At 40.1% G+C, this 12,295-nt stretch carries 14 protein-coding genes; 12 read left to right on the forward strand and 2 right to left on the reverse strand.

The window, feature by feature from the left end; genetic code table 11:
- The 9 genes from ACTHJT_RS17900 to ACTHJT_RS17940 all read left to right on the forward strand — a co-directional run.
- On the forward strand, positions 1–614 hold a 614-nt coding region (locus tag ACTHJT_RS17900), incomplete at its 5' end, for an energy transducer TonB (RefSeq protein ID WP_440240761.1).
- A gap of 12 nt (positions 615–626) precedes the next feature.
- Positions 627–818: a hypothetical protein gene (locus ACTHJT_RS17905; RefSeq protein WP_440240763.1), complete on the forward strand. Its 192-nt coding sequence runs from the start codon at positions 627–629 to the stop codon at positions 816–818.
- 5 nt (positions 819–823) lie between these two features.
- Positions 824–1,741: a substrate-binding domain-containing protein gene (locus ACTHJT_RS17910; protein WP_440240765.1), complete on the forward strand. Its 918-nt coding sequence runs from the start codon at positions 824–826 to the stop codon at positions 1,739–1,741.
- Between the two features lie 44 nt (positions 1,742–1,785).
- On the forward strand, positions 1,786–3,345 hold the full coding sequence (locus ACTHJT_RS17915) for a tetratricopeptide repeat protein (protein ID WP_440240767.1): 1,560 nt from the start codon (positions 1,786–1,788) through the stop codon (positions 3,343–3,345).
- A 227-nt stretch (positions 3,346–3,572) separates the two neighbouring features.
- Positions 3,573–3,947: a TerB family tellurite resistance protein gene (locus ACTHJT_RS17920; protein ID WP_440240769.1), complete on the forward strand. Its 375-nt coding sequence runs from the start codon at positions 3,573–3,575 to the stop codon at positions 3,945–3,947.
- A complete protein-coding gene (locus tag ACTHJT_RS17925) occupies positions 3,947–4,966 on the forward strand; it encodes a patatin-like phospholipase family protein (RefSeq protein ID WP_440240771.1) in 1,020 nt (339 codons plus the stop codon). The genes ACTHJT_RS17920 and ACTHJT_RS17925 overlap by 1 nt, the downstream gene beginning before the upstream one ends.
- Positions 4,967–5,049: 83 nt before the next feature.
- On the forward strand, positions 5,050–5,304 hold the full coding sequence (locus ACTHJT_RS17930; protein WP_440240773.1) for a hypothetical protein: 255 nt from the start codon (positions 5,050–5,052) through the stop codon (positions 5,302–5,304).
- 25 nt (positions 5,305–5,329) lie between these two features.
- Positions 5,330–6,856: an OmpA family protein gene (locus ACTHJT_RS17935; protein WP_440240775.1), complete on the forward strand. Its 1,527-nt coding sequence runs from the start codon at positions 5,330–5,332 to the stop codon at positions 6,854–6,856.
- The gene (locus ACTHJT_RS17940; protein ID WP_440240777.1) at positions 6,856–7,869 is read left to right on the forward strand and encodes a Gfo/Idh/MocA family oxidoreductase; all 1,014 of its coding nucleotides are present in this window, start codon (positions 6,856–6,858) and stop codon (positions 7,867–7,869) included. Before ACTHJT_RS17935 ends, ACTHJT_RS17940 begins: the two co-directional genes overlap by 1 nt.
- 15 nt (positions 7,870–7,884) lie before the next feature.
- Here ACTHJT_RS17940 and ACTHJT_RS17945 read toward each other — a convergent pair whose 3' ends face one another.
- Positions 7,885–8,385, reverse strand: coding sequence for a DUF4199 domain-containing protein (locus ACTHJT_RS17945; RefSeq protein WP_440240779.1), 501 nt, complete (start codon positions 8,383–8,385; stop codon positions 7,885–7,887).
- Between the two features lie 100 nt (positions 8,386–8,485).
- Complete coding sequence (locus ACTHJT_RS17950) at positions 8,486–9,031, reverse strand: adenine phosphoribosyltransferase (protein ID WP_440240781.1); 546 nt, start codon at positions 9,029–9,031, stop codon at positions 8,486–8,488.
- A gap of 72 nt (positions 9,032–9,103) precedes the next feature.
- Between ACTHJT_RS17950 and ACTHJT_RS17955 the strand changes: the two genes are divergently transcribed.
- The 3 genes from ACTHJT_RS17955 to dcd all read left to right on the forward strand — a co-directional run bounded on the left by ACTHJT_RS17955 (position 9,104) and on the right by dcd (position 12,104).
- Positions 9,104–9,862, forward strand: a complete 759-nt coding sequence (locus ACTHJT_RS17955; RefSeq protein ID WP_440240783.1) for a 5'-methylthioadenosine/adenosylhomocysteine nucleosidase — start codon at positions 9,104–9,106, stop codon at positions 9,860–9,862.
- A gap of 190 nt (positions 9,863–10,052) precedes the next feature.
- Positions 10,053–11,357 carry an MFS transporter gene (locus tag ACTHJT_RS17960; protein ID WP_440240785.1) on the forward strand — a complete coding sequence of 435 codons (1,305 nt, stop codon included), beginning with the start codon at positions 10,053–10,055 and terminating at the stop codon, positions 11,355–11,357.
- 225 nt (positions 11,358–11,582) lie between these two features.
- Complete coding sequence (gene dcd, locus ACTHJT_RS17965; protein ID WP_440240787.1) at positions 11,583–12,104, forward strand: dCTP deaminase; 522 nt, start codon at positions 11,583–11,585, stop codon at positions 12,102–12,104.
- Positions 12,105–12,295: the final 191 nt, after the last annotated feature.

The following is a 12,295-nucleotide window of genomic DNA, read 5'->3' on the forward strand; positions in this document are numbered from 1 at the left end:
TTAAGATGGATGTTTCGGAAGAACCCTTGAAAGAGGAAGAAATGAAGAAATTACCTCCGCCACCTCCTAAAGTAGAACAACCCAAAATCGAACAGGTTAAATTTGCTCTTTCGATTATCAAACCGGATGCATCTGTAAAGAAAGAAGAGCAGATGAAAGAATTGGATTCATTATTGAATACCAATATTTCGGACAAGGATGTTGCAGGTGAGAAAAAGAAAGGAGATATACCTCTTGACCTGGGCAGTGATGAAGGAGAAAAAGGCGGCACAGGTGACAAACAGGAACAGGAATTTACTTATGTAGGTGAAATGCCTAAATTTAAAGGTGGTGAAGACGCTGAAGTAGATAAATACATTAAAGCGAGGATCATCTATCCGGAAGACGCCAAGAACAAACATATCCAGGGAACAGTGTATGTGCAATACACGGTAACAGCAACCGGCGATGTGACCAATGTCTATATCATGCAGGGTAAAGGGCTTTCGCCTTCGATCGATGCTGAAGCTATCCGTGTGATTAAAGGCATGCCAAAATGGACACCGGGTAAAAATAACGGTACTCCGGTAGCAGTTAAAAAAGTTGCCAGAATTAAATTTACATTGAATAATTAGTATATACTTTAAATGCAAAATATACTTCTTGGATTTAAAATGTCTATGGCCGTGATATACACGGCCATAGGCGTTTATTTATTAACCCATCCTAATTTCTTTGAAGGTATCAGCAAAGAGATTTCTTTCATGCTGGGTGTGATTTTTGTTCTGTTCGGCATTTTCAGAGGATACCGGGCCTGGTTTATTGAACGTAATGCATAAATAGCGTGGCATCAGTTTTCAAATACATAGCTTATTTTCTGTTTTTATTTCTTCTTGAAGCATCCTGTACATCTGAACCGAAACCGGGGAAAGAAACAGTCGAAGGGTCCTCTATACCAGATACTGCCACAGTCTTATGTGATCCTTCCTGGGAGAGTATTCTCCGCACATTTATTGTTACTTACGAAGGGCTTAATCCGCATCGAAAGATTAAGCTGCTGATTAAGCCGGAATCGGAATGTATTCACGCTGTGATCACAGGCAGTTATAATACCGTGTTTGTTTCCAGAAATTTTTCTCCGGGAGAATTAAACGTGTTAAAGCAAAAACAGTGGCGTGTTGCCAATGATACACTTTGTTACGATGGCCTGGCCTGGATTGCTCCAAAATCATTTCCCGAAGATTCACTTTCTGTTGATGACGTTAAGGTACTATTTCAAACAGGTGTGCTTGAAGGTGTAAATTATACCATTCAGTTGAATAAGACCGGATCCTCAGTAGCTAATTATCTGACAGACTATTTTGGCGTTCCGCCATCTACATCGCACTTATATACAGGTGGCAGCGACGAACAGATTATTCAATCTGTTCAGCAGCATAACAGGTCTCTCGCTTGCATTTCATCAGGCTGGCTGGTTAATCTTGAAGATCAAAAACACCAGGCATATTTATCTTCAGTAAAAGTCCTGAAAATTTCCGCTCATGCAAATGAAAAATCTTATTCACCTTTTCAAAATGATTTAGCCTTAAACAGTTATCCGTTTAAAAGGATTCTCCGGGTTATTAATAATGATGCCAATGATGGTTTAGGCACGGCTTTTGCCTCCTTCCTGATTGGTAACCGCGGGCAGCGCGTCTTTTTAAAAGCAGGATTACTTCCGCATAAAATGCCGGCACGCGAAGTAGAATTGAAAATGAAATAATAAATTAGTTACAAACAATGCCATTCATACAAACAGTCAAGTCTATGAAAAACGTTATTATCTTTATTTCTACACTTTTAACTTCATTATCTGTGTTCGCACAGAATGAACAGGCGCAGAAATTTGTAGAAAAGGAAATGTATAATAGTGCAACTTCAATTTACAAGGGATTATTAAAATCTAATGTTAAAAAAGCTGGTGAGTATTATTATTATCTGGGCGATATCTGCTGGAGAAAAGAAAAAATAGATTCTGCTAAATACTATTTTATGGAAGGCATCAAAGCAGATGAAACTATTCCATTGAATTATGTAGGGATTGGTATTGTAACTATTCAGACAAACAGTACAGAAGGTGTGAAAAGTTTTGACAAGGCATTAGCCATGACTTCACAAAAAAATACACAGGTTTTGAATGCCATTGCAGAGTATTATGTTCTTCAGTCTGAAAAAGCAGATATGCCGAAGGCTATTGATCTGTTAAAAAAATCAGTAGAAGTAGATCCTAAAAATGCTACATCCTGGATGTTATTGGGTGATGCTTATGGCAAGCAGGCAGACGGAAGTAACCAGGCTTCCAGCTATAATAAAGCTGATAACCTGTTACACTCCATTCCATTATTAAAAATGAAGTTCGGTAAGATGTATGCAGCAGCCCGTAACAATGATGTAGCTGTAAAATACTTCAACGAAGGATTGCAGGCCGATTCAACTTTTGGTCCGATTTACAAAGAGTTGGGAGACTTATACAGCAGAACCAAAAAATACGAACTTGCGATTGCTAATTATCAGAAATATTTAAAATTTATCGATCGTAATGACGATGTTGAATTTAAATACGGTGACTTCTTATTTAAAAACGGTAACTATAAAGAAGCGATAGAAGTATTCAATGCACTGGAAGCAAAGAAATATGATAGTCCGTATATCTACAACAGACGTGCCATCGCGAATTATCAATTAGGTAATTATAGCCAGGCCCAAGCTGACATGGAAACGTATTTCAAAAAGACGAATGTTGTAAAGGCTAAGTCTGTTGACTTTGAATATTATGGAAAGACCTTATTCAAACAAGGTAAGGATTCACTGGCCATACAGCAATTGCAGCAGGCCGTGAAGCTGGATACCACACGTGTAGACTTATATGGCGAGATAGGTAACTATTATTTTAACAAATCTGATTATGCAAAAGCTTCGCAATACTATGCGAAACAGGTAACACCAAAATCGGATGCTAAAATATTTTATGACTTAGGTCAGGCATATTACTACAATAAAGACTATGCATTGGCAGACTCAGCATTCCAGAAAATCGTTGAGTTGAAGCCGGCTGTTTACCTTGGGTATTTCTGGCGTGCACGTGCAAACGCAGCACTGGATCCTGAAACCAAAGCAGGTGCAGCCAAACCGTATTATGAAAAAGTAATTGAAATCTGTTCTGCCAGCAGTGCAAAATACAAAGCTGAATTGATTGAAGCGAATGAATATATTGCTTATTACTATACAGTTAATCGAGATAAGGTTAAAGCTGATGCTGCCTGGAAAAATGTTTTAGCCCTTGACCCTGCAAATGCGAAAGCGATCAATGGTCTTAAAATGAAATAACCTACAATATTTTCCGTTTATATAGCACAGGCTTTCAGAAATGTTAGCCTGTGTTTGTTTATATACAGTTCATTTTAATGCGCTTGTTATATCGGTTTCTATACAGAATGTGTATATTTAGCGTGTAACTTACAAGCCATTATTCACGTTTCTTTATTGAATAAGGCACACGACTGTTACCTGAAGATAAAATATTAACATATTTATTTAAAATAATACATTTAATCATGGCAAAAGAAAATATACATAGGGCAATGGGTAGTCTGGCATACGCTATAGCGGTAGCAGATGGTGCGATTCAGCCGAAAGAAAAAGAAGTGATACTGGCTCTGGCTCGTAAAGAATTGCAACTGGCGGATTCGGATAGTGAGTGGATCAATGCCATGTTTGTACAGTTGGAAAACCAGGGAATAGGCTTAAACGATGCGTATCAGTATGCAATGGATATTCTGGAAGCAAATCGCCATGATTATGATTTTGATGCTATCACGAAAGACAGGTGTGTTTCATTCATGAGAAAAATAGCAGATGCCTTTGGTGAAACCGATTATAAAGAAATGTCGATCATTGATCGTTTCGAATCAGATATTACCAGGTTTTAATGTCAAAAAAAATACGCATATTATCTATTGATGGGGGAGGAATCCGGGGAGTCATTCCCGCGGCTATAGTTGTATATATAGAAAATAGAATTCAGCGTATCACTAAAAATCCCGATGCCCGTGTGGCCGATTATTTTGATTTTATTGCCGGCACCAGCACAGGAGGGATTTTAACATCAACCTATCTTTGTCCGGCATCGCAAGAGGACGGACAAAGATATAGATTCTCTGCTGAAGAGGCGCTTCGGTTTTATCTGGAAAAGGGAAACTACATTTTTTCTGCAGATTTGTGGGATAAATTCGTTTCCATGGGTGGCATTATGAAGGCACGGTATCCGCACCAGCCATTAGAGAAAATGTTGAATATTACATTCAGGCAAACCAAGATGAGTGAGCTGTTGAAGCCATGTCTGCTTACTTCTTATGACCTGGAAAAAAAGATTCCAGTGTTTTTTCAGTCGCATGTGGCCAAAGAAAATGAAGCGTTGGATTTTTATGTCAAAGATGCCTGTCGTGCCACATCAAGCGCGCCGACATTTTTCGAACCTGCCCGGATTTATTCTTTAACAAATATACCTTATACACTGGCAGACGGTTCAGTGTTTGCAAATAATCCAACCTTGTGTGCAGTAACTGAAGCTTCCGTTTTATTTGCAGCGAAGGGCATACCCGTAACAATAGACCGGTTTGAAGTCGTTTCTTTAGGGACAGGAAGAAACCAGAAGGTTTATACCTACGAGCAGGTAAAGGATTGGGGAGGCTTAGGGTGGTTGAATCCACTGCTGGATGTTATGATCAATGCAGCATCGGATGTAATTGAACGTGAGTTGAACGTATTGTTTCAGAGCTTGGAGGCCAGCGATGGGTATCATCGGATACAGCCCGATCTGACAGGAGCCAACCAGGAAATGGATGATGCTTCACCAGAAAATATAGGGCACCTGATGCAGGTTGCGACTGCATGTATAGAAAAGCACAAGGATGAACTTGAACTCATTGTAAATCGTATTATACAATAGGATTAATTTAATTAAAACGAATAAACAGTAAGAATACAGTGGACATTGCAATACTTATCTATCTCTGTTATGTAATATCAAAATTGGCAGCAAATAAAAGCCTTCCTAAAGGACGATGGATTTTACGGACTGTTATTTACTGGATGTTGGGTGATTTGACAGCCATGTATCTGGTACAGTATCTGGGTGGAATCAAGGTAACTCCCGAATCACTGCAAATACCCAGCATGGATATGCTCTATGTTCTGGTAGCCGGTATTTTAGGTGGTTTTCTGGGATTTCTGCTGGTGAAAAAACAGTTACAGGATTACCCTGCAGCGTACCCGGATAAAGAATGAAATAAATTCATTAAACATGTAAGACATGAAAAATAGACTACAGCATTGTATCCTTTATTTTTTTATTCATGTAATAGCAGTCATTTCTGTTTGTGCTCAGAATGATGCACCAACCCTGGTGAATCCCAGTTTACGGACGCTGGGCAGACCAATCAATACGCTTGAGTTCTCGGAATTTGCACCGACCATCAGTGCCGATGGTAATACACTGATCTATGAATCGGATAAGAGCGGTCGCTGGCGGCTATACATATCTTCACAAGCAAACGGCGTGTGGTCTGAACCTAAGGACATGGATGTGATCAACAACCGGGTTATGCCGGGTGATTTTATCGGCGGTCCTTGTTTTAGCTATGATGGCAACCGGTTATATTTTACATCGAACATGAAAGGTACTGTAGGCGGGATGGATATGTGGTATAGTGAAAAAATCAATGATGTCTGGCAAGCCCCTAAAAACATGGGTAAGACGGTAAACACTGCCGGTTATGATGGTTTTCCATCTGTTTCACCAGATGGAAAATCCCTGTATTTTATGCGTGCAGGAACAAATAATTCCCCAACCGGTCAACGCTGCTGTATACTTATGGTGGCGGAAAAAAGAGGTAACTATTTTATTAATCCCAAAGCTTTGCCTTCACCCGTGAATAGTGGTTGTGAGGGATATCCAAGAATCATGGCTGATGGAAAAACATTGATATTTTCTTCCTACAGATCCGGTGGTAAAGGCGGTTATGACCTGTATCAATCCAAAAAGACAGGAGCAAAATGGAGCACTCCGGTTGCCATGGAATTCATCAATACACCAAAAGATGATGAGTTGATCTCTGTACCTGCTTCCGGAGATATTATTTATTTGTCGAATACGAATAAGAATAACAAGGATGATATTTATAAACTGCCACTGCCTAAAGAATTCCGTCCAGATGAAGTTGTATCGGTAGAGGGGGTTGTAAAAAATGAAGAGACCAATAAACCGATGCCGGCGATCATTCGAGTGAGTAATATTAAAACCAAAGAAAAAATCTCAGAAACAGAAAACGATTCCTTATCGGGTAAATACAACTTATATCTGCAAAAAGGGAAAAAGTATGATGTGTCTGTAACGTCCAAGGGATATAGTTTCCAGTCGGAAGTATATGACCTGGAAAAAGCAACCGCATATGAGACCATTAAAAAGGACATGGTTCTGGAGCCGTTGAAATTAAATGCATCTTTCCGCTTGAATAACTTATTTTTTGATTTTGATTCAGCTTCTCTAACAAAGGATTCGGAACTTGAGCTGGATCGTGTGATTGAAATGATGAAAGCGAATGCTACCATGCAGGTAGAAATTTCCGCTCATACAGATGATATGGGAAGTGATGCTTACAATCAAAAACTTTCGCAGCTGCGTGCAGAATCGGTTGTGAAGTATCTCACACAGCACGGGATTCTTCAAACCCGACTCGTGGCAAAAGGTTATGGAGAATCTGTACCTTCAGTTCCCAATGATACAGAGGAAAACAGGGCGAAGAACCGGAGAGTGGAGTTTAAAATTATCAAGCTCTGATGCCTGTGCCCATTAAAACTGCTTTGGTTGGTTTTGGCAAAGCAGGTATGTACCTGCATGCACCCTTCATTCATGCAGACCCGGATTTTCACCTGGCTGTGATTCTTGAACGTACTCCCAGGCATGCTGCGCAGGCATATTCTACTGCAAAGGTGGTAAATACCTATGAAGCCATTCTCGAAGATTCTTCCATTGAACTGATTGTATTGGCTACACCCAATCATACACATGCTGCCATGGCAGAGCAGGCTCTGCAGGCAGGAAAGCACGTAGTGGTTGATAAACCTTTTACCATTCATGCGGCAGATGCCAAACATTTACGGACACTCGCTCTTAAGACTGGTAAACATATTTGTGTATACCAGAATCGTCGGTGGGACGGTGATTTTTTAACGGTGCATGATATACTGCAGAAGAAACTTTTAGGAGAAATCAATTCTATAGAATCGCGTTTCGATCGTTATCGCCCGGAGCCGAGAATCAGCTACTGGAAAGAATCTGCTGCTTTGGGAAACGGTTTGTGGTATGATTTAGGACCGCATCTGATGGATCAGGCTTTTCAGTTATTGGGCAGGCCTGAAAGTTATACAGCCATTATTAAAAAGCAGCGCCCGGGTGCAACGGGTATAGATTATTTTGATGTGGTGTTTGCTTATGGAAAGCTTACTTATCGTATTCATGCAGGTATGCTGGAGCAGGACCCTACGCCGCGCTGGCTGATCAAAGGCTCTAAGGGAACTTATATGAAATTTGGTACCGATCCTCAGGAAGCTTGTCTGAATGCAGGAGAATTGCCTGCAGGCATTGATTGGGGAAAGGAAGATGAACGGTCCTATGGAGTAATCACCTACAAGGATGGCCGTGTGCATACGTATCCAACGCAAGCCGGTGATTACCGGAAGTTTTACCGGAATGTATACCAGGCTATACGTAACCAGCAACCGTTTCCGGTCACATTGGATTCCGCGGTTGAACTGGTAGGATGGTTAGAGCGACTGTCGCAGCCGGAATAAATAAATAATTCATAATCACTTTCCTTTTTTGATCAGGCGGAAGCTTGTCAGCAATGAAATAAACAAACCCAGAATCAGTAAATTCATAAAGTTCTGAAGCAGGAACGTAGATAGGTTGTAGTTTTCCTGCGCTTCCTGTATGACAAGAATACTGTTGCCACCGGTCATGATCGCTTTTTTAGCGGATGCTGCAATCATATTCCCGAAATAATCCGGATTAATGAATCTGAAGAAAATAAACTGCAGGAATAAATTCAGGAATGCGGCCGTTACAATAATTATAACACCGCTCATAAGACCGTCTTTTATTTTAAACTCTCCCGGAGGTAATGAATAATAACGTTTCCTGACTGCCCAGTATACTCCGATAGCAGGGAAAGCATAGATAAGGCCGGCAATGTATAAATGATAATCAATGTATCTGTCGTGCATGCCGATTAGAAATTCCAGGCAGATCCAGAGAAAGGATGCTAAAGCAATAGCAGCACCGGCAATCAGTTCGTTTTTAATAACCATGAAAATTGTTTTTATAAATAAGGTCGAATGAGTTTAATTTTTATTGTATTAGTCCATACCCGCCGTGGTGGATTAGTATGGAGCATATTGGTGCTATCATTCAATAACTAATCAACGATTGAACGGTTGAACAATAGGGTTGAAGCTTATTTTTTCCGTCCAGAAAATTCAGTTCAATTAAAAAGGAATAAGCAACAATATTGCCTTGGGCTTTTTTAATCAATTTGGAAGTAGCTTCTGCAGTGCCGCCGGTTGCCAGTATATCATCGTGGATTACTACATTAGAACCGGGGGCGATTGCATCTGTATGCATTTCAATGGTATTGGTTCCGTATTCCAGTTCGTATTCTTCGAAAACGGTTTCATACGGAAGTTTACCTTTCTTGCGGATAGGAATCATAGGAATACCGAGTTCCATGGCAATTGGTAGGCCAAACCAGAACCCACGACTATCCAGACAAGCCAATGCATCAGGCTTCAATGGTCTTAGTTGAGCAGCAATCGTTTGAACGATAGCCTTACATAGTCCAGGATCTTTCAGTAAAGGAGTAATGTCTTTGAATACAATACCCGGTTGGGGAAAATCAACAATGTCACGGATGGTTGATTTCATTGTCTGCTCTAAAATTTCTTCGCTTATAGCCATAAAATTTATCCGGGTTTGTTGATTCCATCAACAATATACGACAACTTGCAGTTGTTTTACAAGCGTATAAGAATGGGAGAGGAAATAATTACGGGGATTCTGGTTCCGATGCAGCAGGAGATTGAATTGATTCTGCATCACATGCATGTGGAGAATATTGTTGAAGCGGGAAGCCGTAAGTTTTATGTGGGGGCAATTCAGGGGAAAAGATGTGTGGTAAGTTTATCCCGTATAGGCAAGGTCGCATCTTCTGTCACTGCTGCAGTTATGATTGAGCGTTTCGGTGTAGGACGAATTATTGTAACAGGTGTTGCAGGCGGTTTGACTGATGAAGTGAAAATAGGAGATATTGTAGTAGCTACTTCGTCTGTACAGCATGATATGGATTGCAGACCTATTTTTCCGCAGTTTGAAATACCCTTATTGGATATAGTTACGTTCAGGTGTGATAAAAAAATGGTTGATGATGCTTACGCGAGTTGTTCAGCATTTATACAAAATGAACTGCATGATTTTGTAAGCCGGGAAGAGCTGGAATCCCTGCACATCCAGCAACCAACCGTACACAAAGGTTTGCTGGTGAGTGGCGATCAGTTTATCGGTACAATGCCGCAGTATGAAAAAATCCGCAGAGAACTTCCTGCAGCCATTTTCGTTGAAATGGAAGGGGCTGCTGTTGCACAGGTTTGTTATGAATACAATATACCTTTGGTTGTTGTCCGTTCGATTTCTGATAAAGCCAATGCCATTGCGCATATTGATTTCAACAGGTACATTGAAAACGTTGCAAAATATTATACCTGGGGTCTGATAGAGGGGATGATGCGATAAGTGTGTAGAGTGTAAAGTTAAAAGTGTAAACATTAAGTTATATGTGTTGATACTGTCAGATTTCTTATTGTTAACCATTTTAATAAACTTAAATACTAAGAAACGATTACACTTTACACTCTCAACTTTACACTTATAATAAAAATATAAAGAACTGGAACTGAAAATAACAACCATTCGCACGTTGAACATGCAAACAACAAAAAACGACCCGAAAACAATCAACGCCTGGTGTACCTACGATTGGGCCAATTCGGTTTACTCTTTAACAATTACTACGGCAATTTTTCCGGAATACTTTTTAGGTATTACAAAAAATGAAGCGAATGGAAACCTTGTAAACTTCTTCGGCTTTCTCATTCCCAATACTGTTTTATATTCATGGGCCGTGTCTATTGTCTTTTTGGTGGCAGCAATCCTTAGTCCGTTCTTAACATCTATAGCAGATTATTCAGGGCAGAAAAAGAGCTTCATGAAAATGTCGTGCTATGTCGGGGCGCTGGCCTGCGCGGCTTTGTATTTCCTGAATGAAAATACCATCGAATTTGGCGTACTGGCATTTATATTGGCAGGTATCGGCTATAGTTCCAGTATTGTCTTTTATAATTCTTATTTACCGGAGATTGCTACGGAAGATCAGTATGACCGCATCAGTGCCAAAGGCTATACATGGGGATATATTGGTAGCGTGTTGCTGCTGATCATTAATCTCGTGTGTGTGATCTTTCATGAGAAGATTGGAGTGACAGTAGGTTTTGCTTCCCGTTTATCATTTCTAACGGTAGGTGTGTGGTGGTTTACGTTCGGGCAAATCTCTTTCATGGGATTGCCGAAGGTGCAGGAGAAAAACAATTCTGGGCACATGCTGACTAATGGTTTAAAAGAATTGAATAAAGTATGGAAGAATGTGCAGAAATTACCTTTGCTGAAGCGCTTTCTGGTTGGCTTCTTCTTCTACAACATGGGCGTTCAGACAGTCATGTATCTGGCTCCATTATTTGCCAAAGAAGTTATAAAGATAGAAACGGAAGAATTGATCGGAACGATATTACTGATTCAGCTGGTTGCAATTGCCGGGGCTTACACTTTAAATATATTGTCGAATAAAGTAGGGAATACCAAGGCATTGATCATTGGTGTCATCGTCTGGATCTTGATCTGCTGCATGGGATATGTGGTGAAACCTGGCCTGAGCTTCTATATCCTGGCAGGCTCTATTGGTTTTGTTATGGGCGGCGTACAATCGTTGTCGCGTGCCACGTATTCAAAATTGATGCCTGTCGATACAAAAGATCATGCTTCCTATTTCAGTTTCTTTGATGTGGTAGATAAAATGTCAATCGTGCTGGGAACTTTCAGTTATGGCCTGATCAGACAGATGACCGGAGACATGCGGAATAGTTTGATTGCCTTGGGAACTTATTTCGTGATCAGTATTTTCTTTTTACGTTTAATTCCTTCGAAGCAGGTATATGATACACAGCTGCCCGAGTAAAGAGTAGGCAGTAGTCAGTTCCGTCGCGGCGGACAGTAGTCAGTATTGGTTATTAATTAAATTGTTTAATTGTTAATAAATGTTTTAACCTTTAAATGGTTGAAAATTAGTTTTGTAGGTGATTTTTATTGGCCTTTAAACACTTAATCCACAATCTCTTTTCGGCTTTGAAAAAAATGTATCTTTGTACTAAGTACTCTCTACTCAGTACTTTAAATACACACTATGATTCTTTCCGGTTTAGAAATTAAAGATAAACTGGGTTCTGATATTGTTATCGAACCTTACGACGACTCCCGCTTAAATCCGAACAGTTATAACTTGCGCCTGCATCATGAACTGCTGGTTTATGACAACAATGAGCTGGATATGAAAAAGCCAAATACGGCTTCACCGCTGATCATTCCTGAAGAAGGTTTACTGCTGGAAACCGGTAAGTTGTATCTGGGCAGAACCATTGAATACACAGAGTCTCATAATTATGTACCGATGCTGGAAGGCCGTTCCTCTATCGGTCGACTGGGCTTATTTGTACACGTGACTGCCGGTTTTGGCGACGTTGGTTTCTGTGGATACTGGACACTGGAAATCTTCTGCGTGCACCCCATTCGCGTTTATCCTGGCGTAGAGATCTGTCAGATTTTCTACCACACCATTGAGGGTGAATACTCAACTTATAAGAGCGGAAAATACCAGAATAATAAAGGCATACAGCCAAGCTTGTTGTATAAGGATTTTGAAAAATAGTATTAAGTACGGAGTACAGAGTACTTAGTACAAAACAACTCATTTCAAATCTTATGATTTAATTAAACAGTGTTATACTTAGTACTCCGTACTTAATACTATATACTTCATATGCTTCCCATTGAACCATTAAACCACGTAGCGGAATTTCACCGCACATTCAAACATCCGATCCTGGATACACCAACCAT

Origin of the sequence: Cytophaga sp. (assembly GCF_051961495.1) — a bacterium.
In the GTDB taxonomy this organism is placed as follows: Bacteria; Bacteroidota; Bacteroidia; order Cytophagales; family Cytophagaceae; genus Cytophaga.

Coding starts and splice junctions, on each gene's coding strand:
- ACTHJT_RS17905 (WP_440240763.1), top strand. CDS start 627: ATGCAAAATATACTTCTTGGATTTAAAATGTCTATGGCCGTGATATAC.
- ACTHJT_RS17915 (WP_440240767.1), top strand. CDS start 1,786: ATGAAAAACGTTATTATCTTTATTTCTACACTTTTAACTTCATTATCT.
- ACTHJT_RS17920 (WP_440240769.1), top strand. CDS start 3,573: ATGGCAAAAGAAAATATACATAGGGCAATGGGTAGTCTGGCATACGCT.
- ACTHJT_RS17925 (WP_440240771.1), top strand. CDS start 3,947: ATGTCAAAAAAAATACGCATATTATCTATTGATGGGGGAGGAATCCGG.
- ACTHJT_RS17935 (WP_440240775.1), top strand. CDS start 5,330: ATGAAAAATAGACTACAGCATTGTATCCTTTATTTTTTTATTCATGTA.
- ACTHJT_RS17940 (WP_440240777.1), top strand. CDS start 6,856: ATGCCTGTGCCCATTAAAACTGCTTTGGTTGGTTTTGGCAAAGCAGGT.
- ACTHJT_RS17945 (WP_440240779.1), bottom strand. CDS start 8,385: ATGGTTATTAAAAACGAACTGATTGCCGGTGCTGCTATTGCTTTAGCA.
- ACTHJT_RS17950 (WP_440240781.1), bottom strand. CDS start 9,031: ATGGCTATAAGCGAAGAAATTTTAGAGCAGACAATGAAATCAACCATC.
- ACTHJT_RS17955 (WP_440240783.1), top strand. CDS start 9,104: ATGGGAGAGGAAATAATTACGGGGATTCTGGTTCCGATGCAGCAGGAG.
- ACTHJT_RS17960 (WP_440240785.1), top strand. CDS start 10,053: ATGCAAACAACAAAAAACGACCCGAAAACAATCAACGCCTGGTGTACC.
- dcd (WP_440240787.1), top strand. CDS start 11,583: ATGATTCTTTCCGGTTTAGAAATTAAAGATAAACTGGGTTCTGATATT.